This window comes from Mycolicibacterium arabiense, from assembly GCF_010731815.2.
GTDB classification, from domain to species: Bacteria; Actinomycetota; Actinomycetes; order Mycobacteriales; family Mycobacteriaceae; genus Mycobacterium; species Mycobacterium arabiense.
Window position 1 is genome coordinate 2,871,409 of sequence record NZ_AP022593.1, and the last position, 21,517, is coordinate 2,892,925.

Here is a 21,517-nt window from a genome sequence, read left to right on the forward strand (position 1 = left end):
CCGTGCGGTCCGTCGAGGAACACCAGCGGGTCGTCGCCGGGCTGATCACCGCGCGCGGCGCCGTCGCCACACCCGTGCCCGACGCTCTCGGCCTGGTGCTCGCCGCGGACGTCGTGGCCCCACTGTCGCTGCCGGGCTTCGACAACTCCGCGATGGACGGGTACGCCGTGTTCGCCGAGGACGTCGCAGCCGCCACCGAGGAGTCGCCGGTGACCCTGCCCGTGGCCGAGGACATCCCGGCCGGGCGGACCGACCCGCTCACCCTGGCGCCCGGGACGGCGCACCGCATCATGACCGGTGCGCCGCTGCCCTCGGGCGCGACCGCCATCGTCCCCGTCGAGGTCACCGACGGCGGTACCGAGACGGTCACCATCCGCCGCGCGAGCCGGCCCGGCCAGCACCTGCGGCACGCAGGCGAGGACGTCACCGAGGGCACGACCGTCCTGCGCGCCGGACAGGTCCTGACACCCGCCGCGCTCGGCCTGGTCGCCGCACTGGGCTTGGCCGATGTCAGCGTGGTCCCCCGGCAGCGGGTCCTGGTCATGTCGACCGGATCGGAACTGGTCGCGCCAGGAACGCCCCTGCTGCCCGGTCAGATCTACGAGTCCAACGCCGTCATGCTCGCCGCCGCGGTGCGCGACGCAGGCGCCGAGGTCACCACCGTGGCGATGACGGCCGACGACGTCGCGACGTTCCGCGGCACCCTGCTCGAGCACGCGCGCGACGCAGACCTCGTCATCACCACCGGCGGGGTCAGCGCAGGCGCCTACGAGGTGGTCAAGGACTCGCTCGGTGGCGAAGTCGAGTTCGTGAAGGTGGCGATGCAGCCGGGCATGCCCCAGGGGGGAGGACGGGTCGCCGACACGGGTACGCCGATCGTCACGCTGCCCGGCAACCCCGTCAGCGCACTGGTCTCGTTCGAGGTCTTCCTGCGCGGCCCACTGCGCGCCGCGATGGGCGTCCCGCAGCCGGAGCGCACCCGCCGCGAGGTGACGCTCGGCGAATCGCTGACCTCGCCCCAGGGTCGGCGGCAGTTCCGGCGCGGCGTACTCGACGGCGACGTCGTCACCAGTTACGGCCCGCCCGCGTCGCATCACCTGCGTTGGCTGGCATCGGCGAACTGTCTGCTGGAGATCGAAGAGGACGTCACCGAGGTGGCCGAAGGGTCCACGGTGCGGGTCTGGGATCTGACCTGATTTCGCGAAGGGCCCTCCCGGCGCACCCGGCCACCGCCGGAGAGTCGTTAGAATCGGAACCCCATGGCCAGACCCGCGCGACCGCCTGCGGTCGAAGACCATAGTTCCGAGCTGTCCCGCTTCGTCGACCTCGTCCGGTCGACCGTCCCGCCGGTGCACCCGGCCGGCCTCCCGTTCATCGCGGGCGGGCTCGGGCTTGCCGCCGTCGGACGCAAACACCGCCTGGTCCGCAACGTCGGACTGACCGCCGCGGGCGCCTGCGCCGGCTTCTTCCGGCATCCACCCCGAGTGCCGCCGACCAGGCCAAACCTGGTCGTCGCGCCCGCAGACGGCCTGGTGACGCTGATCGACGAGGCCACGCCGCCCGCCGAGCTGAACCTGCCTGACACGCCGATGAAGCGGGTCAGCATCTTCCTGTCGATCTTCGATGCCCACGTGCAGCGGGCGCCGGTGGCGGGCGACGTCGTCACGGTCAAGCACCGGCCCGGCCAGTTCCAGTCGGCCGACAAGGACACCGCGAGCGCCGACAACGAACGCAACAGCGTGTGGCTCCGCACCCCGAATGGCGTCGACGTGGTGGCCGTTCAGATCGCCGGGCTGATCGCCCGCCGCATCGTCTGCTCGACGCACGCCGGGGCCACGCTCGAACTCGGCGAGACCTACGGCCTGATCCGGTTCGGCTCGCGCCTCGACACGTACTTCCCCGCCGACGCGAACGTCATCGTCGAACTCGGGCAGCGCGCCATCGGTGGCGAGACCCCGCTCGCGGAGTTGGCGTGACCAAACCCCACGGTGGCCGCCCGAAGGCAATGCGCATCCTGCCAAGCGCGACCACCGTGCTGGCCATCTGCGCCGGGCTGACGTCGATCAAGTTCGCACTCGACGACCGGCCGCACATCGCGCTGGCGCTCATCGGCGCGGCCGCCGTGCTCGACGGGATCGACGGCGGCATCGCCCGCGCCCTGGACGCGCAGTCCCGGATGGGCGCCGAGATCGACTCGCTGGCCGACGCCGTCAACTTCGGCGTGGCACCGGCCCTCGTCGTCTACGTGACCCTGCTGCCCGAGACGCCGGTGGGCTGGATCTTCGTCCTGCTGTACGCGGTGTGCATCGTGCTGCGGCTGGCCCGGTTCAACGCGCTGCTCGACGACGACACCCGTCCCGCCTACACCCGCGAGTTCTTCACGGGCATGCCCGCACCGTGCGGCGCCGTCGGCGTGATCGGTCCGCTGGCCGCGCAGTTGCAGTTCGGCGAGGGTTGGTGGACCTCGCACTGGTTCGTCTGTCTCTGGCTGGCAGCCAACTCGGCGCTGCTGGTCAGCCGGGTGCCGACCCTTGCCCTGAAGGCGATCTCGGTGCCGACGAACGCGGCGCCGATCCTGCTGATCCTCGTCGCGATAGCCGCCGCGGGTCTGCTGCTGTTCCCGTACGTGCTGGTGCTGCTGATCATCGCGGGCTACGTGTGCATCATCCCGTTCACCATCCGCAGCCAGCGCTGGGTGGCGGCCCGCCCGGAGGCGTGGGACGCCAAGCCGCAGCAGCGCCGCGCAGCGCGACGCGCGATCCGCCGCGCCGAGCCGAACCGTCGCTCGATGTCGCGCCTCGGGCTGCGCAAGCCGGGCGCGCACCCGAACTCCCTCGACCAAGACCCCCGCAACCCGCGACGATGACGCACACCGACGGTGTCGTCGAGGATTCGGGCGAGGCGCCGCTGACCCATCTGCGGCTCATCGCGCGGCTCAACACCTCGGCCCTGGATTCGCGGCGAGGCGTGGTCCGGCTGCATCCGGAAGTGCTCGCCGCACTCGGGATCCGGGAGTGGGATGCCGTGGCGCTGACCGGCTCCCGCACGACCGCCGCCGTGGTCGGCATCGCCCCGTCCGGCACCCCGCCCGGCATGGCGCTGCTCGACGACGTGACGATGTCGAACGCCGGTCTGCGCGAGAGCGCGTCGGTGATCGTCGCCCCCGTGACCGTGTACGGCGCGAGGTCGGTGACGTTGACGGGGTCCCGCCTGGCGAGCAACTCCGTGTCGTCGGCGACGCTGCGCATGGCCCTGCTCGGCAAGGTCATGACGGTCGGCGACACCGTGTCACTGCTGCCTCGCGACCTCGGACCTGGCACGTCCACCTCCGCCGCGACGTCCGCGCTGGCGTCGTCGGTCGGCATTACGTGGACCTCGGAACTGCTCTCCGTCGTCGCCGTCGATCCGCCAGGACCGGTGAGCGTGCAACCGAACACGTCGGTGTCGTGGGGCGACGTCGCCGCCGGATCCGACGGTGCGGCCGCCACCGCCTCGACCGTCCGGCAGCCCGTCGCGAGCACCCCCGCACCCGTCGTCGCGATCGACGACCTCAAGGGCGCCACCGCGCAGGCGGCCCGGCTCGGCGAATGGCTGAAGCTGGCCCTCGACGAACCCAAGCTGCTCGAGACGCTGGGCGCGAAGCCCAATCTCGGCGTGCTGGTGTCGGGGCCGGCGGGCGTCGGCAAGGCCACCTTGGTGCGCACCGTGTGCGACGGCCGCCGACTCGTCGAACTCGACGGGCCCGACATCGGGGCACTGCGCGCCGAGGACCGGCTGACGGCGGTGGCCGAGGCCGCCGCCCAGGTGCGCGAGGGTGGCGGGGTCCTGCTCATCACCGACGTCGACGCGCTGCTGCCCGCCACCGCCGAACCGGTCGCGACGCCGATCCTCGGCGAACTGCGCACCGCGGTCGCCACCCGCGGAGTCGCCTTCGTCGGGACGTCGGCGATGCCCGACGCCGTCGACGCCCGGCTGCGCGCCCCCGACCTCTGCGACCGCGAACTGGGTCTGAGTCTGCCCGACGGCGCCACCCGCAAGGCCCTGCTCGAGGTGCTCCTACGGGGCGTACCGTCCCAGGAACTCGACCTCGACGAGATCGGCCAGCGCACACCGGGTTTCGTGGTCGCCGACCTGGCGGCCCTGGTCCGCGAGGCCGCGTTGCGGGCCGCGGCCCGCGCGAGCGCCGACGGCGAGCCACCCGCGCTGACGCAGGACGACGTGACCGGGGCGCTGACGGTGATCCGGCCGCTGTCCCGCTCGGCGACCGAGGAGATCGCGGTCGGGTCCGTAACGCTCGAGGACGTCGGCGACATGGTCGAGACCAAGCAGGCGCTGACCGAAGCGGTGCTGTGGCCCCTTCAGCATCCCGACACGTTCACCCGCCTCGGCGTCGATCCGCCCCACGGCGTGCTGCTCTACGGCCCGCCCGGATGCGGCAAGACATTCGTTGTGCGGGCACTCGCCAGCACCGGTCGACTGTCAGTGCATGCGGTCAAGGGCGCCGAGCTGATGGACAAGTGGGTGGGGTCGTCGGAGAAGTCGGTCCGCGAGTTGTTCCGCCGGGCACGGGATTCCGCGCCGTCGCTGATCTTCCTCGACGAGGTCGACGCGCTCGCGCCGCGGCGCGGGCAGAGTTCGGACTCCGGCGTGACCGACCGCGTGGTGGCCGCACTGCTGACCGAACTCGACGGCATCGACCCGCTGCGCGACGTGGTGGTACTGGGCGCCACCAACCGCCCCGACCTGATCGACCCCGCGCTGCTGCGGCCGGGCCGGCTGGAGAAGCTGGTGTTCGTCCCGCCGCCGGACGCCGACGCGCGCCGCGACATCCTGCGCACCGCGGGCAAGTCCATACCGCTCAGTCCCGACGTCGATCTGGATGCCGTCGCCGACGAACTCGAGGGCTATAGCGCGGCGGATTGCGTTGCGCTGCTGCGGGAGTCGGCACTGACCGCGATGCGGCGGTCGATCGACGCGGCCGACGTGACGGTCGCCGACGTCGACAAGGCCCGCGCGACCGTGCGGCCGTCCCTGGACCCGGCCCAGGTCGCGTCGCTGCAGGCGTTCTCCGAACGGCGCTAGCGCGCTACGGCCGGGCCTCGAGCACGAGGTTGAACGGCGTCTCGGTGGCACGCCGGAAACGGGCGAAACCGGCTCCGTCGACCACGACCTCGCGCAGTCGGGCCTCGCCCGCCTGCGCACCGAGCGCAGGACCATTGCGCGCGAGCGACACCGGCACGCAGATCTGCGTCGACGCCCCGTACATGACCCGGCCGACCGGGGTCATGTTGTCGGCCACGCTGTCGTTGGCGAACGGTTCCACGATCATCGCCGTACCGTCGCCGTTCAACGCCTCGCGCGCGTGCCGTGCCGCCGTGACCGGATCAGCCATGTCGTGCAGGCAGTCGAAGAACGCGATCAGATCGAAGTCCTCGTCCTCGTAGCCGATTGCGTCGGCGACCTCGAACCGCGTGTTGCCGGCGACCCCCGCCGCTGCCGCCTTCTCGCGGGCCACGTCGATCGACTCACCGTGGTAGTCGTATCCGACGAACTGGCTCGCGGGGTAGGTCTTGGCCATCAGGATCGTGCTGGCGCCGTGGCCACACCCGACGTCGCCGACCTTCGCGCCACTCGTCAGCTTGTCCACCACCCCGTCGAGTGCCGGCAACCACGACTCGATCAGGTTGGCGTTGTAGCTGGCGCGAAAGAAGCGTTCGGTGCCCTCGAAGAGGCAGGCGTGGTGCTCGCCCCACTCCATGCCCTGCCCCGAGGCGAAGTTCTCGAGCGTGTGCGTCAACGCATGAAACGTTGCCTCCACCAAGTTGTAGGCGCCGGGCAGGTCGACGGGTCCGTTGGGGTCGGCCAGGCACGCCGCCTGTTCGGGGGTCAGCGACCACCGGTCGGTTGCGGGGTCGAACTCGACGTACCCGCCCGCGCCCTGGTTGCCGAGCCACTCGCGGACGTAGCGTTCGTCGGTGCCGGTGCGTTCGGCCAGTTCGCTCGGACTGAGCGCGCCGCGGGCCAGTTCGCGGTACAGCCCAAGGCGGTCGCCGACCAGCATCAGCGTGGCGCTCATGGCGGCACCGAGGTCACCCACCGCCTTGCCGAGGAATTCGTTCAGCTTGTTCTCGTCGACGTCCATGATGACGCTCCTTTGCTCGCCGGTCGTGGATCTTCCATGATCCTGGCGAAGAGAGCGAATGTGACGAAAACGGACCGATCAGTGCGTATCCAAACGAACCCAGGTGTTTAGCTAATCTCGATACGTGGGCTCATCCGCCCTCGGCCAGACCGGCCAGCCGGTCGATCGACGCCCGCAATCGCTCCGACGTGGTGGCCCTCGCACGCTCCATCCGGTTCTCATCGGACAGTTCGGACCAGTCGTAGGTGTGCGTGACACGGGTGCGCTGGGCGTCGATCGGTTCCAGCTGCCACCGCCACAGATGTCCGGGCGGCTCCGCTCCCGGCTCCGACGGGCGCCACGCGATCAGGCGGCCCTCCTCGAACTCCACGACGTGGTTGTCGCGCTTGGCGTCGATGGTCAGGCCCATCGTGAACACGTCGCCCACCCCGGTGACCCGCTGCCCGGCGTCGGCCTCGGCGAGGTTGTCGTTGCCGTCCCACCGCGGCTGCTGGGCGGGGTCGGCGATGAGTTCGAAGATCGTCTCGGCGGGGGCGGCGACCTCGCGGCTCGCGGCGACCACCCTGCTCTCGTCGGCCATGCATCACATTGAACAAGACCCATTGACATTCCATAACTGACATGTCACAGTCGACGCATCAGTCTAGGCACCGTCAAGATGAGGAGAGCAGACATGACCGCTCCCATGACGAACACGTCAGCCGTTCGCGTCGGAGACCGCGATCGCAACCTCACCGCCACCCGACTCGGCCAAGCGCTCGCCCAGGGCTACCTCGACATGACCGAGTACGAACGCCGGGTCGGATCCGCGTTCGCCGCTCAGTCCCGGGGCGACCTCGACGCCCTGCTCACCGACCTGCCCGTGCACCGGATGCGGCTCGACGACCCCGCTCGACGCGCCGCCCGGGAATCGGCCGCCCGGCTCTGGCTGCGCCTGCACCTGGCCGCCTACGCGCTGATGGTCGTCGTCGTGCTGACCGTCTGGCTGGCCGTCGCCCTGTCCGGCGGAACGTGGTACTTCTGGCCCATCTGGCCGATCCTCGGCGCCGGGATCGGCGTCGTCGGCCACGTGATCCCGGCCAGGTTCGCGGTCCGCTCACCCGGCTGCCGACGCGCTCCATAGCATCCCGGTCGGCCCGGGCCGCACGTCACGGCCAACGGGTCGCATCGGTTCCGGTCCGTAAACTGGACGGCGACAAGTCCAGCCAACAGCATCGACGGCTGACACCCCGATAGACGGAGTGCCATGCTCGCCATTCTCCTCGCCCACGCGGCCGCCGCCGTCGTGGCGCCGCTGTTGGTGCGCCGGTGGGGCCGACGGGCGTTCCATCCCCTGGCACTCGTGCCGCTGGGCTCCCTGGTCTGGGTCGCCACGAACTGGCCGGGGGCCGGTGAGCAGACCGTCCACCTCGAGTGGGTGCCCGAGCTGTCGATGGACGTCACGCTGCGGTTCGATGCGCTCGCCGCCGTGATGAGCGTGCTGGTGCTGGCAATCGGCGCGCTGGTGCTCTTCTACTGCGCCGAGTACTTCCACCACCACGACGGCCACACCGAGAACCGGCTGCCCAGCTTCGCCGCCGAACTGGTCGCGTTCTCCGGCGCCATGTTCGGGCTCGTCGTCAGCGACAACATGCTGCTGCTGTACCTGTTCTGGGAACTGACCACGGTGCTGTCGTTCCTGTTGGTCGGCCACTACGCCGAACGCGCGACGAGCAGGCGCGCCGCCGTCCAAGCCCTGCTCGTCACCACGGCGGGTGGGTTGGCGATGCTCGTCGGCGTCATCGTGCTCGGCGAGGCTGCGGGGACCTACCTGCTCTCCGAGCTGATCGCCGCGCCGCCGACCGGTACCGCCGTGACGGTCGGCGCACTCCTCGTCCTCGTCGGCGCGCTGTCGAAGTCCGCGATCGTGCCGCTGCACTTCTGGTTGCCCGGCGCGATGGCCGCACCCACACCCGTGAGCGCGTACCTGCATGCGGCCGCCATGGTCAAGGCCGGTGTCTACCTGATCGCCCGCATGACACCGGGTTTCGCCGACTCACCTGGCTGGCGGCCGACCATCGTGGTCCTCGGGCTGGCCACCATGTTGCTGGCCGGCTGGCGCGCCGTCCGCGAATACGACCTCAAGCTGATCCTCGCGTTCGGCACCGTCAGCCAGCTCGGGCTGATCACCGTCATGGTCGGCACGGGCGGGCGCGACGTGATGCTCGCCGGGCTCGCGATGCTGTGCGCGCACGCGATGTTCAAGGCGGCCCTGTTCATGGTGGTGGGCATCATCGACCACGCCACCGGCACCCGCGACATCCGCCGGCTGGGCTGGCTCGGCGACCGGCACCGTCCACTGCTGATCATCGGCATCGGCGGTGCCGCCAGCATGGCCGCCCTGCCACCCTTCTTCGGCTTCATCGCCAAGGAGGCAGACCTCGAGACGATCCTGCACAGCGCGTCACTGGGGTCGGCCGCGCCCTGGGTGCTGGCGGGCATCGTGGTCGGGTCGGTCTTCACCACCATCTACAGCCTGCGCTTCGTCTACGGCGCGTTCGCCCGCAAGGGCAGGACCGAGCCGAGCACCCGCGTCGCCGAGATGCACCGCCCGCCGGCTGCCTTCCTGGTCGCTCCGGGCGTGCTGGCCGCCGCGGGCCTGGTGTTCGGCATATGGCCCACCGGGCTCGATCACGTCCTGGCCGACTACGCCGACACCGTGCCGTATGGCGACGACGGCTACCACCTCGCGCTCTGGCACGGCGTCAACCTGCCGCTGCTGCTGTCGGTCCTGGTGCTGGCGTCCGGCATCGCGGCGTTCTTCGCGCGCGGACGGCTGCGGCGCGTCCGCCTCGGTTACCTGCCGCTGGGCAACGCGGACCGCATCTACGACGCCGTGATCCGTGGCATCGACATGGCGGCGGTGCGCCTGACCGCCTCCACGCAGCGCGGATCGATCCCCGCCACGCAGTCGGTGATCCTGCTGACGCTGGTGCTGCTCCCGATCTCGATGCTGGTGCTCGGCGCGCGCAACCGCCCGGAGCTGGCGCTGTGGGACTCCCCGCTGCAGGTCGTGGTCGGGCTGATCATCCTGGCGGCCGCGCTCGCCGCAACGGTGATGCGCAACCGCCTCGCGGCGGTCCTCGTGGTCGGGGTCAGCGGCTACGGCTGCGGCGTCATCTTCGTCTTCCATGGTGCGCCCGATCTGGCGCTCACCCAGTTCCTGGTCGAGACCTTGACCCTGGTGGTGTTCGTGCTCGTCCTGCGCACGCTGCCCGCCGAGGCGGAGCGGTCCACCGTCACGCGCCACCGGCTGCCTCGGGCCGCGCTCGCACTGGCCGTCGGAGCGTCGGTCACGACGCTGGCGGTGTTCGCGATGGCGGCACGCACCACCACCCCGATCGCGGAGCTGCTGCCCGACGCCGCCTACTACCGCGGCCAGGGCGCCAACACCGTCAACGTCCTGCTCGTCGACATCCGCGCGTGGGACACGATGGGCGAGATCTCGGTGCTGCTGGTGGCGGCGACCGGTGTCGCGTCGATGGTGTTCCGCGACAGGCGATTCGGCGCCGCACCGCGGGTGGCCGACGCCGGCCAACCCGACATCGGCCGCATCCCCGTGCTGCCGACCAGCCCCGCCGTCGGCGAGATCACCTGGCTGCGCGGCAGCGAGCTGCGCGATCCGCGCTACCGCTCCCTGGTGCTCGAGGTCGCAACGCGCATCATCTTCCCGCTCATCATGGTGCTGTCGGCATACTTCTTCTTCGCCGGTCACAACACCCCCGGCGGCGGCTTCGCGGGTGGCCTGACCGCGGGTCTGGCGCTGGTGCTGCGCTACCTGGCGGGCGGTCGCTACGAACTGGGCGAGGCGCTGCCGTTGGACGCGGGCAAGATCCTCGGCGCCGGCCTCGCGCTGTCGGCGGGCACGGCGGTGGCCTCGCTGTTGCTGGGCGCGCCGGTGCTGTCCTCTGCGGTGATCCAGTTCGACGTGCCCGTCCTGGGGTCGGTCAAGTTCGTTACCGCGCTGTTCTTCGATCTCGGCGTCTACCTGATCGTGGTTGGGCTCGTCCTCGACGTCCTGCGCAGTCTCGGCGCGCGCGTCGACGAGGAGATGGCCGAGCAGGTCGAGCGGTCCCGGCAGTCGCGGGCGGTGAGCCGATGAACGTCACGTACCTGATCCCGCTCATCCTGATCGGCGGGCTCACCAGCGCCGGCGTGTACCTCCTGCTCGAGCGCAACCTGACCCGAATGCTGTTGGGTCTGCTGCTCACCGGCAACGCGGTGAACCTGCTGATCCTCACCGTCGGAGGCCCATCGGGGAACCCGCCGATCCGCGGCCGCACCTCCGACGGCGAGACCATGACCGCCGATCCGCTAGCCCAGGGCATGATCCTGACCGCCATCGTCATCTCGATGGGCATCGCCGCGTTCGTGCTGGCGCTGACCTACCGTTCCTACCGACTCTCCCGCGAGGAGGACGTCGCCAACGACCTCGAGGACACCCGCGTCTCGCAGCGCTCGGACTTCGCACTCGACGAGGACCGGCCCGAGCACGTGCCGTCGAAGGACACCGACGCACCCGACGAACTCGACGCGCTGCCCGGGCACGAGGGGTCGCGATGAGTTCGCTCGCAGCCGTCCTCACGCCGCTGCCCGTGTTGATCCCGACACTGGCCGCGGCCGCCACGCTGCTCGCCGGGCGCCGACCGCGTCTGCAGCGCACGATCGCGGTGCTCGCGCTGACGGCGGTCGTCGCGGTGTGCGCGGGGCTCGTTCACCTCGCCGACCGGGACGGCACCATTGCGCTGCACGTGGGCGGCTGGGGTCAATCGGTGACGGGCATGGGCCCGCTGGGCATCACGCTCGTGGTCGACCGACTCTCGGCGCTAATGCTGCTGGTGTCGTCGATCGTGCTGCTCGCGGTGGTGTTCTACGCCATCGGCCAGGGCATCCGCGACGGCGACGAACGCCAGCCCGTCTCGATCTTCCTGCCCACGTACCTGGTGCTGTCGGCGGGCGTCTGCACGGCGTTCCTCGCCGGTGACCTGTTCAACCTGTTCGTCGGGTTCGAGGTGCTGCTGTCGGCGAGCTTCGTACTGCTGACGATCGGCGCCAGCACCGAGCGGGTGCGGGCCGGCATCGCCTACGTCATGGTGTCGATGGTGTCGTCGCTGATCTTCCTGATCGGGCTGGCGCTGATCTACGCCGCGACCGGCACGCTGAACCTCGCCGAACTCGCGGTGCGCCTCGACGACGTTCCCGAGGGCACGCGCAGCGCGATGTTCGCCGTCCTGCTGGTGGCGTTCGGCATCAAGGCCGCGGTGTTCCCGCTCTCGACGTGGCTGCCCGACTCGTACCCCACGGCTCCCGCGCCCGTCACCGCCGTGTTCGCCGGTCTGCTCACCAAGGTCGGCGTGTACGCGATCATCCGGGCGCACTCGCTGCTCTTCCCGGGCGGCGCCATGGACCGCGTGCTGCTGGTCGCCGCGCTGCTGACGATGCTGGTCGGCATCCTCGGCGCGCTCGCGCAGAGTGACATCAAGCGACTGCTGTCGTTCACGCTGGTGAGCCACATCGGGTACATGGTGTTCGGCATCGCCCTGTCCAACGAGTTGGGCATGTCGGGCGCCATCTACTACGTCGCCCACCACATCGTCGTGCAGACCACGCTGTTCCTCGTCGTCGGCCTCATCGAGCGCCAAGCCGGTGCCTCGACGTTCCAACGACTGGGCGGACTGGCCGCCGCCAGCCCCCTGCTGGCCTTCGTCTTCCTGGTGCCCGCGCTGAATCTCGGCGGCATTCCCCCGTTCTCGGGGTTCATCGGCAAGGTGGCCCTGCTCGAGGCCGGTGTGCAGGACGCGTCGGTGCTGGCTTGGGTGCTGGTCGGCGGCGGCGTCGTCACCAGCCTGCTGACGCTGTACGCGATGGCGCGGGTGTGGACCAAGGCGTTCTGGCGGGCGCGTGCCGACGCACCCGAGGGCGCGATGTCGGCGGCCGCGCCGTCGGCGCTATTGCACGACGACGAGGACGCCGTGTTCGCCGACCGCGACGACGTCGGGCGGATGCCCGTGGGCATGGTGCTGCCCACCGCGGCGCTGATCGCGGTCGGTCTGGCGCTGACGGTGTTCGCGGGGCCCATCTTCGCCTACAGCGAGCGGTCGTCCGACGAGGTGCTCGACCGGGGGCAGTACATCTCCGCAGTCCTCGGTGCGGGCGTGGTGCCATGACCGCGCGCCTGAAGAACCGGTGGCCGCTGCGCAAGGTGATCCTGCGGGCGTGGGTGCTGTGCTGGCTGATGCTGGTGTGGGTGCTGCTGTGGGGCGACGTGTCGGCGGCCAACGTGCTCAGCGGCCTGCTGGTGGGGCTGTTGATCACCGTGCTGCTGCCGCTGCCACCGGTGCCCATCGAGGGTCGACTGCACCCGTTGTCGTTGCTGCGCTTGGTGATTCAAGTCGCGTACTACCTGGTGATGTCGTCCATCCAGGTCGCGTGGCTGGCGATCAGGCCGGGGCCGCCGCCCCGCACGGCGGTCCTGCGCGCGCACCTCGCGTTGAAGTCCGACCTGGTGCTCGCGCTCGCGGTCAACATCATGAACCTCATCCCCGGCGGCATCGTGTTGGAGATCGACCAGACCCGGCGCCTCATCTACGTCCACGTTCTCGACGTCGGCACCGACCGCGGGGTGAACCGGTTCTACCACCAGGTCGCCGAGGTGGAGCGCCTACTGATCGCGACGTTCGAACGCGAGGCGCACTGGCGGCCTTCGGACGAGCGCTCGCTCGAGGACTCGGACGACGCAGCAGAGCGGGAGGCCGACGCATGAACACGGTATGGGTCATCGCAGCGGTCCTGCTGACCGCCGCCGCCACCATCACGATGTACCGCCTGCTGGCCGGGCCGGGCACGCTGGACCGCCTGGTCGCGCTCGACACGTTCGTGGCGGTGACGATGTGTGCGATCGGCACGTGGGCCGCGTTCAGCCTCGACACCACGGTGACCTACAGCTTGACCGCGCTCGCGCTGATCAGCTTCGTCGGGTCGGTCAGCGTCGCCCGCTTCCGCGTGCGCGACCGCGACGAGAGGAGCGATCGGTGAACGTGCTCGACGTCCTGGCCGGCGTGCTGGTGCTGGGCGGATCGGTGTTCGCGCTGACCGCGGCGATCGGCGTGGTCCGCTTCCCGGACACGTTGTCGCGCATGCACGCCGCCACCAAACCTCAGGTACTCGGGCTGCTGCTCGTGCTGGCCGGGGCGGCCATCCGGCTGCGGGGGCACCCCGACGTCGGCATGGTGATCCTCACCGGGCTGTTCACCGTGATCACCGCGCCGGTCGTCGCGAACCGCGTCGGCCAGCTCGCGTACCGGGAGCAGGCCTTCCGCGACGACCTCCTGCTGCGCGACGAGATCGCCCAGCGCGACGAGACCGCGCGCCGCAACGACGCCTGATCAGCAGGCCCGGTCAGTCCTCGGCGGTCGGGGCGTCCAGCTCGAATTCGATCATCGCCGTGAGGGTTTCGACCGCCTCGCTCAACGCCTCGAGACGATCGGCGGCCGACGGCGCGGCGAGCACCGAGTACCGGTCGGCCTGACCCATCGGCACGCGAGCGGCCAACGCATACAGGCGCTTTCCGGCGTCGTCGCCGGGTTCAGGCTCGCCGAGCAGCTCGCGCTTGGGCGGCAGGACCTTGTCCTGCGAGTCCGCCAACCGTTCGAACACCGCCATGACCCGGTTCTCGACGTCCTCGATGTCGGCACCGCTGACGGCTCTGCCCGGTTCGTCGGGCCACGGCTCGACCGACGCCCGCGGATACGGTTCGTCGTCGTGCCAGCGTTCGACCCGGATGCGCCCGCGCATCTCGCAGAGGATCCGGTAGCGGCCGTCGCCCTGATCGTCGGCCTCGACGACGTGCGCCAGCGTGCCGACGTCGAGGCGGCGGTCACCGCCCCCGACCTCGCGGCCTGCCTCGATCAGCACGACGCCGAACTCGCGGTCGCCGGCCAGGCAGTCCCGCACCAACGCCGAGTAGCGCGGTTCGAAGATCCGCAGCGGCAGGTCCTCGCCGGGCAGTCGGACGGACTCCAGCGGGAACATCGGCAAGGGAGAACTCATCACAGCTCCAGCTCTGCGACGAGCGCGTCCACCACGGCCCGCAGGTCGCCGTCGTGCTCTTCGGCGACCCGGCGCTGACGTTGGTAGGACGCCCCGGTGGCATAGATGTTGGACACTGCGGCGAGTTCGTCGGCGCAGCCCAACGACTTCGCCACCGGCTCGAGCCGATTCAGGATGTCGTCGAGGTCCTCGGTGACCAGACGCTCGTTGCTGTCCTCGTCGAGGATGATCACCGCGTCGAGGCCGTATCGCGCAGCGCGCCACTTGTTCTCCTGCACGTGCCACGGCGGCATCGTGGGAAGGTGCTCGCCGGCTTCGAGCCTGCGGTCGAGGTCGACGATGAGGCAGTGCGTCAGAGCGACCAGCGCGCCGAGTTCGGCGATGTTCGAGACCCCGTCGAAGATTCGGACCTCGACCGTGCCCAGGTGGGGCGAAGGCCGTATGTCCCAACGGATCTCGTTCATGTGGTCGATGATGCCGGTCTTCTTCTGATCGTAGACGAACTGCTCGAACTGCGACCACTCCTGGAAGTGGAACGGTAGACCGGCCGTCGGCAGCTGCTGGAACATCATCGCGCGGTTGCTGGCGTAGCCGGTGTCGCCGCCCGCCCAGTAGGGCGACGACGACGACAGCGCGAGCAGGTGCGGGTACTGGTTGAGCAGCGAGGTGATGATCGGCATCACCTTGTGCGCCGAAGAGATCCCGACGTGTACGTGCACGCCCCAGATGAGCATCTGCCTGCCCCACCACTGGGTGCGCTTGATCAGCTCGGCGTAGCGCGGCGCGTCGGTCAGCTGTTCGGCCGACCACTCGGCGAACGGGTGCGTGCCCGCGCAGAACAGCTCCATGCCGCGGTCGCGCACGATCTTGCGCGCGGGCGCGAGCGTGGCCCGTAGATCGTCCATCGCCTCGGCCGAGTTGTCGCAGATGCCGGTGACGACCTCGACGGTGTTGCGCAGCAGTTCCTTGTGGACGCGCGGGCTTTCGCCGATCTCCGCGATGACGGCGGCGGCTTCGTTGCTCAGTTCACGGGTCTCGGGGTCGACGAGCGCGAACTCCCATTCGACGCCGATCGTCGGCCGCGCCGATCCCTTGAAGTCGATGCGCTGCGGTCGGACCGGAGCCTTACTGGCCGGAGATGACACCGCACGCCACGCGCTTGCCTGCGTCACCGGTGGCCATCGTCGTCTCGTCCGGTCCGGGCGCGCCGTTCACCTGCTGGTAGCGCTCGGGCGGGATGTTCGCGAAGTTGTCGGCCTTCTCGTGGATGATGATGGCCGTCTTCTGACCGGCCTGCAGGTCGGCTGCGGTGAACGCGTCGGTGGTCGTCACGACCATCGCCGTGCCGTCCTCGCGCACCTGCAGCGAGGTGAGGTCGCCGCTGGCGGGGTGCCCGCTGTGCCCGCCCACCTGGAAGTGTCCACCGGCGGAGTTGAAGTCGCCTGGCGCGCCGCCGGTTGGCGCGACCGAGCTGGCCTCGCACTTGCCGACGGAGTGGATGTGCATGCCGTGGAAGCCGGGGGTCAGCTGACCGGGTGACGTGGTCTGCACCGTGACGGTGGCGTGGCCGCCCTCGAACACGAACTCAGCCCTCGCCACGGTGGTGCCGTCGGGTGACTTGAGGTCCGCGGTGAGGGTCTCCCCGCCACCGGACGCCTCGGCTTCGCCGCCACCCTCGCCACCCTCGCCGCCGGCCGACGGCGCCTGCGAGCCCGTCCAGACCGGTGGGGTGGTGCCGGGCTGGGTGGCAGTTGGCTCGTTGGGCGAGCATGCGGCCGCGACCGGGACGATGAGCGCCGCGGCGGCCAGGAATCGAAGCGAGGCTGGAATCGGCATGCCAAAAGCCTAACCGGTGACCAGCACGACCACGCCGGGCGGTTGCTCCGCCAGTTCGGGAGTGCGCGGCGCGACGGGCGCTTCGATGAGCCTGCCCACTTCGCGGGCGGCTTGTTCCTCACCGCGAGCCTCGCCGAAGTAGACGGTGGTCTCGGGCACGTCCGGGATGTTGAGGTTCCCGGTCTCGGTGACGTTCCAGTCGGCGTCGCGCAAGCGGGTGGCCACGCCTTCGGCGGCGCCTGCCACCTCGGAGACGTTGAACACGCGCACGTCGGCCTTGGCCGGTGGCGCCTCGTCGGCTGCTGAGCTGGTCGGGCTTGCGGTGACCGTGCTGACGACCGTCGACGAATCGCTGTCGGAGTCCGAATCGGAGCCCATCGACTGGAAGCCGACCAGCAGGAATACGACGCCCAGGAAGAGCAGCACCATGACGATGGCGCGCAGGGGTAACCCGGAGGATTCTCGCTGATTCATCGCACCCACTGTATTACGCCGCCGTTCCCGGCAGCCGATGCCTCGACGCTCAGGTGACGTCGAAGCCGAGCTTGCGCGCCGCTCGCGCCTTCTGCCTGCTGGCCCGCAACCGGCGGAGGCGCTTGACCAGCATGGGGTCGGCTGCCAGCGCCTCGGGTCGGTCCACCAGGGCGTTGAGCACCTGGTAGTAGCGGGTGGCCGACATCGAGAACAACTCCTTGATGGCGTCTTCCTTGGACCCTGCGTACTTCCACCACTGCCGTTCGAAGGCGAGGATGTCGTGCTCGCGTCGGGTCAGCCCATCGGTGAGCGCAGAGTCGTCTCCGGACTTGTCAGTCCGTGCGATGGCGCCGTCCATAGTCTTTTTCCAGGGCCCTTCCGAAGATATCGACGACAATCCGTTCGTAACGGCGATATTCAATCACGATCGGCGTGATTGAGCCGTGATGTGACCCGCGAGTCGGCTGACCGAAGCTGGCTCACTAATCTCATGGTCGTGGCCGTCGTTCCGATTCGCATCGTGGGTGATCCCGTCCTGCACACTGCGACAAGTCCCGTCCCCGTCGATGACGACGGAAACCTCCCGCCCGGTTTGGCCGATCTGATCGCCGATCTGTACGACACGATGGACGCCGCGCACGGAGTGGGCTTGGCCGCCAATCAAATCGGCGCGGCACAGCGGGTGTTCGTCTACGACTGCGCCGACGAGCGCGGCCGCACGACCCGCCGCCGCGGCGTGGTGGTGAACCCGGTCCTGGAGACCTCCGAGGTTCCCGAGACCATGCCGGACCCCGATGACGACGACGAGGGTTGCCTCTCGGTTCCCGGCGAGTCGTTCCCGACCGGGCGCGCCGAATGGGCGAAGGTCACCGGCCTCGACGCCGACGGCACGCCCATCACGCTCGAGGGCAACGGACTGTTCGCCAGGATGCTGCAGCACGAGACCGGACACCTCGACGGCTTCACCTATCTCGACCGGCTGGTCGGCAGGCACGCACGCGCAGCCAAGCGCAGCGTCAAGTCGCACGGCTGGGGCGTGCCCGGGTTGACGTGGATGCCCGGCGAGGACCCCGACCCCTTCGGTCACTGAGCGTGCTGCTGCCGCCGGAGGGCGCCAGGGTGAGCCTGCGCTACCGGCTACCCGAGCCCGCCGAGCGGCCGTACACCGACGTGATCGGCCACGTCGAGCGATCCGGCCCGACGATCGCCATCCGCACCCGCCGCGGCGAGCTGGTGACCGTCGACGCGGCAGACGTGCAGGCGGTGCGGGTGATCCCCGAGATGCCGGTCCGGACGTCGCAGATCCGCAACCTCGAACACGCCGCCGCCCTGGCGTGGCCCGGGGCGGAGCAACGGTGGATCGACGGCTGGCTGCTGCGGTTCGGCGGCGGACACACCCGTCGCGCCAATTCGGCCGTGCCACTCGAGGGTTGGGCGGGCCCGGCCACGCTGCCCGCGATCGTCGACTGGTACGCCGAGCGTGGCGTGCCGCCACTGGTCGCGGCGCCCGATCGGCTGTTGCGCCTGCCCGCCGGCATCGCGGTCGACGGCGAGAACTCGATCATGGTCGGCGACGTGAAACCCGGCGAGCCGGAGCCGGGGGTGTCGTTTGCGCTCGAACCCGACGCCGGGTGGCGCCAGGTGGACCAGCGCGGCGTCCCCGACGACGTGCTCGCCGCCGTCGTCGACGGGGAGGTGACATTCGCGACGATCCCGGGCACGGCCGTCGCACGCGCTGCGGTGACCACCGCACCGGACGGGACGCGGTGGGTGGGCCTGTCGGCCGTGCACGTCGCCGAGGAGGCCCGCCGGGGCGGCCACGGCCGCGGGATCTGCTCGGCCCTGCTCGCATGGGGCGCCGACCGCGGGGCGACGCGGGCGTACGTGCAGGTGGAGGTCGACAACGGCCCGGCGATCGATCTCTACGAGGCCATGGGGTTCCGCACCCACCACCGATCGCGGTACGTCGACGCCCGTAGCCTTTGACGGGTGCGCATCGCCACCTGGAACGTGAACTCCATCCGCTCGCGCATCGACCGGGTCACCGGCTGGTTGGAGCGAGCCGACGTCGACGTGCTGGCCATGCAGGAGACCAAGTGCAAGGACGAGCAGTTCCCCACCCTGCCCTTCGCCGCACTCGGTTACGAGGTGGCCCACGTCGGCACGAACCAGTGGAACGGCGTGGCGATCGCATCGCGGGTCGGGATCACCGACGTCACCAGCGGCTTCGACGGCCAGCCGATGTGGGACGAGGCGTCGGAGGCCAGGGCCCTTGGCGCGACGTGCGGTGGCGTCCGGGTGTGGAGCCTGTACGTGCCGAACGGCCGCACCGTGGACTCGCCGCACTATGAGTACAAGCTGGAATGGCTTGCAGCGCTGCATCAGTCGGCCCGGGGCTGGCTGTCGGCCGACCCGGAGCTGCCCATCGCGCTGGTGGGTGACTGGAACATCGCGCCGACCGACGACGACGTCTGGGACCCCAAGGTGTTCGAGCACAGCACGCACGTGACCGAACGGGAGCGCAGCGCGTTCCACGCCATCGAGGCCGACTTCGCCGACGTGGTGCGTCCGTTCACCCCGGGTCCGGGCACCTACACCTATTGGGACTACACGCAATTGCGCTTCCCGCGGCGCGAGGGGATGCGCATCGACTTCATCCTCGGCTCCCCCGCGCTCGCGGCGCGCGTCACGCACGCCGAGATCGCCCGCGACGAGCGCAAGCCCGGAAAGAAGGGCACGCCTGCACCGAGCGATCACGCGCCGGTGCTGGTCCACCTGTCGTAGCCGCGTCGATGTCGGTGCGCCTTCGTACCGTCTGCGTCATGAAGATCCTCGTGGCCACCGGCCTGACCCAGGGCACCAATCCACGCGACTACCACTACTGCGTCGAAGGCGAACTGGTCTGGCTGCAGGACCCCTGCGACCGCGACCGCAACGACCCCGACAACGGGTGCGGGTGCAGCCGCGGATTCGCGGGCGCGGCGTCGCATCGGGCCACCACGACGGCGATGATCGTGGACTCCGGCATGAGCCGCGACGACCTGGTGCTGGCATTCTCGACCAGCCTCGTCGACGGCGGCTGGCCGCGGGACTGGGCCGAGGAGGTCGCCGACGACAACATCGAGATCGCCACCATGGCCCCGGCGGGCACCATCATCGTCAGGCGGTTCGAGGACCTGTACGTCCGCGGGGCGCTACTCCGATGAGTCCTGTTCCGACGAGCCGTAGCGGCCCGGGTTGAACAGGGACGCGGCGGCGCCGATCAGCATCATCACCGCGGCGGCGATGAACACGACCGTGAGCCCGGCGTGGAACGGCCCGGTGATCAACTGCGGGAAGAACGTCTGGCCGGTCAGCACCTCGGCGTTCACCCCGGGCTGATGCAGCGCGCCCGAGGGTGCCAGCAGTTCCTCGATCGGGTTGTAGCCGAGGAACGCCGCGAACAGGCTGCCCACGGGCGGCAGTTGGGCCACGTCGTGCGCGACCGATGCGGACACGCCTTGGGCCTGCAGCCCGCTGCTCAGCGCCGACGGCAGCGAGTTGGCCAGCCCGACGATCATCAGCGAGAAGAAGATGCCGATGGACAGCGACGAGCCCGCGTTGAAGAACGTCGCCCGCACGCCGGAGGCCGCACCGCGTTGTGCCGCAGGCACACTCGACATGATCGAGGCGGTGTTGGGTGCGGTGAAGATGCCGCCGCCTAGGCCGTTGAGGAAGACGAGGATGGCGAACACCCAGTAGTCGAAGTTCACCGGGATCAGCAGCAGCGCGATGAACGTCGCCGCCATCAGCAGCATGCCGCCCACCGTGAACGGCCGCGCCCCGAAGCGGTCCGACAGCGAGCCCGCGATGGGGCCTGAAACCAGGAAGCCGACCGTGATCGGCAGCAGGTAGATGCCCGCCCACAGCGGCGTCGACTCGAAGTCGTAGCCGTGCAACGGGAGCCAGATGCCCTGCAGCCAGATGATCAGCATGAACTGCAGACCACCACGGCCGACCGAGGACATCAGGCCCGCGAGGTTGCCCATCCCGAACGACGCCGACCGGAACAGTCGCAGATCCACCATCGGCGAGTCGACGCGCAGTTCGACGAAGCAGAACGCGACGAGCAGCGCCAGCCCCAGCCCGATGGCGCCGAGCACCCACGGACTGGTCCAGCCGGTGGGAGCGTCGCCGTAGGGCTGGATGCCGTAGGTGATGCCGATCAGCAGGATCGTGAGGCCGAGGCCGAAGGTCGCCGTGCCTGCCCAGTCCAACCGGCCGGGTGTCTTGACGCCCAGTTCGCGCAGCGACCGGACGCTCCAGATCGTGCCTGCGATGCCGATGGGCACGCCGACCCAGAAGATCGCCTGCCAGTGCCACTCCGACAGGAACCCGCCGATCAGCAGGCCGAGGAACGATCCGGCGACCGCCGACACCATGTTCACCCCGAGGGCCATGCCGCGCTGATTGGCCGGGAACGCGTCGGTGAGGATCGCCGACGACGACGCCATCAGCATGGCGCCGCCGATGCCCTGCACGACGCGCCAGCCGATGAGCCACACCGCACCGCCGCCGAGGTGGAACGGGTCGAACGACAGCGCGACGGCCGCGACGGTGAACACGACGAAGCCGTAGTTGTAGATCCGGACGCGGCCGAACATGTCCCCGAGCCGGCCGAACGGCACCACCAGCACCGCGGTCACCACGAGGTAGCCCATCAGCATCCACAGCAGGTAGCTCACGTTGCCCGGTGCCAGCGGATTGAGGCCGATGCCACGGAAGATCGCGGGGAGCGAGATGAGCACGATCGACGCGTTGATCGTCGCGAGCAGTGTGCCCAACGTGGTGTTGGACAACACGATCCACTTGTAGTGCGGGTGGTCGTGATCCATCCGCCTGCGCCGTCGCGCGGTGGCGACGGTGCCTTCGTCGGGGTGGGCGGCTAGTTCGGGATTCGTCGTCATCATCGTCTCAGTCGTCATCGGCTTCGGTAGT

At 70.0% G+C, this 21,517-nt stretch carries 23 protein-coding genes; 15 read left to right on the forward strand and 8 right to left on the reverse strand.

Going from position 1 to position 21,517, the window contains the following annotated elements; translation table 11 throughout:
• The first annotated feature begins 2 nt into the window (after positions 1 to 2).
• From moeA to G6N61_RS15535, 4 genes are all read left to right on the forward strand, one after another.
• The gene (moeA, locus tag G6N61_RS15520; RefSeq protein WP_163919320.1) at positions 3 to 1,196 is read left to right on the forward strand and encodes a molybdopterin molybdotransferase MoeA; all 1,194 of its coding nucleotides are present in this window, start codon (positions 3 to 5) and stop codon (positions 1,194 to 1,196) included.
• A 63-nt stretch (positions 1,197 to 1,259) separates the two neighbouring features.
• Complete coding sequence (locus tag G6N61_RS15525) at positions 1,260 to 1,976, forward strand: phosphatidylserine decarboxylase (RefSeq protein ID WP_163919321.1); 717 nt, start codon at positions 1,260 to 1,262, stop codon at positions 1,974 to 1,976.
• A gap of 29 nt (positions 1,977 to 2,005) precedes the next feature.
• Positions 2,006 to 2,866, forward strand: coding sequence for a CDP-alcohol phosphatidyltransferase family protein (locus G6N61_RS15530; protein ID WP_163924855.1), 861 nt, complete (start codon positions 2,006 to 2,008; stop codon positions 2,864 to 2,866).
• Positions 2,863 to 5,082: an AAA family ATPase gene (locus G6N61_RS15535; RefSeq protein WP_163919322.1), complete on the forward strand. Its 2,220-nt coding sequence runs from the start codon at positions 2,863 to 2,865 to the stop codon at positions 5,080 to 5,082. Before G6N61_RS15530 ends, G6N61_RS15535 begins: the two co-directional genes overlap by 4 nt.
• Positions 5,083 to 5,086: 4 nt before the next feature.
• Here G6N61_RS15535 and G6N61_RS15540 read toward each other — a convergent pair whose 3' ends face one another.
• Entirely contained in the window at positions 5,087 to 6,142 is a 1,056-nt protein-coding gene (locus tag G6N61_RS15540; protein ID WP_163919323.1) for a class I SAM-dependent methyltransferase, read from the reverse strand.
• Between the two features lie 130 nt (positions 6,143 to 6,272).
• Positions 6,273 to 6,722 (reverse strand): SRPBCC family protein, encoded by a 450-nt coding sequence (locus G6N61_RS15545; RefSeq protein ID WP_163919324.1) that lies wholly within the window; start codon positions 6,720 to 6,722, stop codon positions 6,273 to 6,275.
• Positions 6,723 to 6,815: 93 nt separating this feature from the next.
• On the opposite strand from G6N61_RS15545, the gene G6N61_RS15550 reads away from it, so the two are divergent.
• From G6N61_RS15550 to mnhG, 7 genes are all read left to right on the forward strand, one after another.
• A complete protein-coding gene (locus tag G6N61_RS15550) occupies positions 6,816 to 7,265 on the forward strand; it encodes a DUF1707 domain-containing protein (protein WP_179973634.1) in 450 nt (149 codons plus the stop codon).
• 123 nt (positions 7,266 to 7,388) lie between these two features.
• On the forward strand, positions 7,389 to 10,283 hold the full coding sequence (locus tag G6N61_RS15555) for a Na+/H+ antiporter subunit A (protein WP_163919325.1): 2,895 nt from the start codon (positions 7,389 to 7,391) through the stop codon (positions 10,281 to 10,283).
• Entirely contained in the window at positions 10,280 to 10,744 is a 465-nt protein-coding gene (locus tag G6N61_RS15560) for a Na(+)/H(+) antiporter subunit C (RefSeq protein WP_163919326.1), read from the forward strand. Before G6N61_RS15555 ends, G6N61_RS15560 begins: the two co-directional genes overlap by 4 nt.
• Positions 10,741 to 12,348 (forward strand): Na+/H+ antiporter subunit D, encoded by a 1,608-nt coding sequence (locus tag G6N61_RS15565; RefSeq protein WP_163919327.1) that lies wholly within the window; start codon positions 10,741 to 10,743, stop codon positions 12,346 to 12,348. Before G6N61_RS15560 ends, G6N61_RS15565 begins: the two co-directional genes overlap by 4 nt.
• Positions 12,345 to 12,944 carry a Na+/H+ antiporter subunit E gene (locus tag G6N61_RS15570; protein WP_235887558.1) on the forward strand — a complete coding sequence of 200 codons (600 nt, stop codon included), beginning with the start codon at positions 12,345 to 12,347 and terminating at the stop codon, positions 12,942 to 12,944. Before G6N61_RS15565 ends, G6N61_RS15570 begins: the two co-directional genes overlap by 4 nt.
• Positions 12,941 to 13,216 (forward strand): monovalent cation/H+ antiporter complex subunit F, encoded by a 276-nt coding sequence (locus tag G6N61_RS15575; protein ID WP_163919328.1) that lies wholly within the window; start codon positions 12,941 to 12,943, stop codon positions 13,214 to 13,216. The genes G6N61_RS15570 and G6N61_RS15575 overlap by 4 nt, the downstream gene beginning before the upstream one ends.
• Positions 13,213 to 13,566 (forward strand): monovalent cation/H(+) antiporter subunit G, encoded by a 354-nt coding sequence (gene mnhG, locus G6N61_RS15580; RefSeq protein ID WP_163919329.1) that lies wholly within the window; start codon positions 13,213 to 13,215, stop codon positions 13,564 to 13,566. Before G6N61_RS15575 ends, mnhG begins: the two co-directional genes overlap by 4 nt.
• Positions 13,567 to 13,579: 13 nt before the next feature.
• Here mnhG and G6N61_RS15585 read toward each other — a convergent pair whose 3' ends face one another.
• From G6N61_RS15585 to G6N61_RS15605, 5 genes are read right to left on the reverse strand one after another with little or no spacing between them, the layout of a single operon-like run.
• Positions 13,580 to 14,230, reverse strand: a complete 651-nt coding sequence (locus tag G6N61_RS15585; protein WP_163919330.1) for an LON peptidase substrate-binding domain-containing protein — start codon at positions 14,228 to 14,230, stop codon at positions 13,580 to 13,582.
• On the reverse strand, positions 14,230 to 15,375 hold the full coding sequence (locus tag G6N61_RS15590; RefSeq protein ID WP_163924858.1) for a glutamate--cysteine ligase: 1,146 nt from the start codon (positions 15,373 to 15,375) through the stop codon (positions 14,230 to 14,232). The genes G6N61_RS15585 and G6N61_RS15590 overlap by 1 nt, the downstream gene beginning before the upstream one ends.
• On the reverse strand, positions 15,356 to 16,066 hold the full coding sequence (sodC, locus tag G6N61_RS15595; protein WP_163919331.1) for a superoxide dismutase[Cu-Zn]: 711 nt from the start codon (positions 16,064 to 16,066) through the stop codon (positions 15,356 to 15,358). The genes G6N61_RS15590 and sodC overlap by 20 nt, the downstream gene beginning before the upstream one ends.
• Positions 16,067 to 16,075: 9 nt before the next feature.
• Positions 16,076 to 16,540 (reverse strand): LytR C-terminal domain-containing protein, encoded by a 465-nt coding sequence (locus G6N61_RS15600; protein WP_163919332.1) that lies wholly within the window; start codon positions 16,538 to 16,540, stop codon positions 16,076 to 16,078.
• A gap of 49 nt (positions 16,541 to 16,589) precedes the next feature.
• Entirely contained in the window at positions 16,590 to 16,898 is a 309-nt protein-coding gene (locus G6N61_RS15605) for a nucleoid-associated protein NapA (RefSeq protein WP_163919333.1), read from the reverse strand.
• Between the two features lie 138 nt (positions 16,899 to 17,036).
• Here G6N61_RS15605 and G6N61_RS15610 point away from each other — a divergent pair, with 138 nt between their 5' ends.
• Genes G6N61_RS15610 through G6N61_RS15625 form a run of 4 tightly spaced genes read left to right on the forward strand, consistent with a single transcriptional unit; the run spans position 17,037 to position 19,746 of the window.
• A complete protein-coding gene (locus tag G6N61_RS15610) occupies positions 17,037 to 17,630 on the forward strand; it encodes a peptide deformylase (RefSeq protein WP_163919334.1) in 594 nt (197 codons plus the stop codon).
• 2 nt (positions 17,631 to 17,632) lie between these two features.
• A complete protein-coding gene (locus tag G6N61_RS15615; protein WP_235887559.1) occupies positions 17,633 to 18,526 on the forward strand; it encodes an N-acetylglutamate synthase, CG3035 family in 894 nt (297 codons plus the stop codon).
• A gap of 3 nt (positions 18,527 to 18,529) precedes the next feature.
• Positions 18,530 to 19,324, forward strand: a complete 795-nt coding sequence (locus G6N61_RS15620) for an exodeoxyribonuclease III (protein ID WP_163919335.1) — start codon at positions 18,530 to 18,532, stop codon at positions 19,322 to 19,324.
• Positions 19,325 to 19,362: 38 nt separating this feature from the next.
• On the forward strand, positions 19,363 to 19,746 hold the full coding sequence (locus G6N61_RS15625; protein ID WP_163919336.1) for a DUF7715 family protein: 384 nt from the start codon (positions 19,363 to 19,365) through the stop codon (positions 19,744 to 19,746).
• Here the strand turns inward: G6N61_RS15625 and G6N61_RS15630 are convergent.
• Positions 19,735 to 21,486, reverse strand: a complete 1,752-nt coding sequence (locus G6N61_RS15630; RefSeq protein WP_163924860.1) for an MFS transporter — start codon at positions 21,484 to 21,486, stop codon at positions 19,735 to 19,737. The two genes, G6N61_RS15625 and G6N61_RS15630, sit on opposite strands and share 12 nt — an antisense overlap.
• Positions 21,487 to 21,517: the final 31 nt, after the last annotated feature.

Coding starts and splice junctions, on each gene's coding strand:
- G6N61_RS15535 (WP_163919322.1), top strand. CDS start 2,863: ATGACGCACACCGACGGTGTCGTCGAGGATTCGGGCGAGGCGCCGCTG.
- G6N61_RS15605 (WP_163919333.1), bottom strand. CDS start 16,898: ATGGACGGCGCCATCGCACGGACTGACAAGTCCGGAGACGACTCTGCG.
- G6N61_RS15525 (WP_163919321.1), top strand. CDS start 1,260: ATGGCCAGACCCGCGCGACCGCCTGCGGTCGAAGACCATAGTTCCGAG.
- G6N61_RS15565 (WP_163919327.1), top strand. CDS start 10,741: ATGAGTTCGCTCGCAGCCGTCCTCACGCCGCTGCCCGTGTTGATCCCG.
- G6N61_RS15570 (WP_235887558.1), top strand. CDS start 12,345: ATGACCGCGCGCCTGAAGAACCGGTGGCCGCTGCGCAAGGTGATCCTG.
- G6N61_RS15550 (WP_179973634.1), top strand. CDS start 6,816: ATGACCGCTCCCATGACGAACACGTCAGCCGTTCGCGTCGGAGACCGC.
- G6N61_RS15630 (WP_163924860.1), bottom strand. CDS start 21,486: ATGACGACGAATCCCGAACTAGCCGCCCACCCCGACGAAGGCACCGTC.
- G6N61_RS15555 (WP_163919325.1), top strand. CDS start 7,389: ATGCTCGCCATTCTCCTCGCCCACGCGGCCGCCGCCGTCGTGGCGCCG.
- G6N61_RS15575 (WP_163919328.1), top strand. CDS start 12,941: ATGAACACGGTATGGGTCATCGCAGCGGTCCTGCTGACCGCCGCCGCC.
- G6N61_RS15600 (WP_163919332.1), bottom strand. CDS start 16,540: ATGAATCAGCGAGAATCCTCCGGGTTACCCCTGCGCGCCATCGTCATG.
- G6N61_RS15540 (WP_163919323.1), bottom strand. CDS start 6,142: ATGGACGTCGACGAGAACAAGCTGAACGAATTCCTCGGCAAGGCGGTG.
- G6N61_RS15545 (WP_163919324.1), bottom strand. CDS start 6,722: ATGGCCGACGAGAGCAGGGTGGTCGCCGCGAGCCGCGAGGTCGCCGCC.
- sodC (WP_163919331.1), bottom strand. CDS start 16,066: ATGCCGATTCCAGCCTCGCTTCGATTCCTGGCCGCCGCGGCGCTCATC.
- G6N61_RS15625 (WP_163919336.1), top strand. CDS start 19,363: ATGAAGATCCTCGTGGCCACCGGCCTGACCCAGGGCACCAATCCACGC.
- G6N61_RS15585 (WP_163919330.1), bottom strand. CDS start 14,230: ATGAGTTCTCCCTTGCCGATGTTCCCGCTGGAGTCCGTCCGACTGCCC.
- G6N61_RS15560 (WP_163919326.1), top strand. CDS start 10,280: ATGAACGTCACGTACCTGATCCCGCTCATCCTGATCGGCGGGCTCACC.
- G6N61_RS15530 (WP_163924855.1), top strand. CDS start 2,006: ATGCGCATCCTGCCAAGCGCGACCACCGTGCTGGCCATCTGCGCCGGG.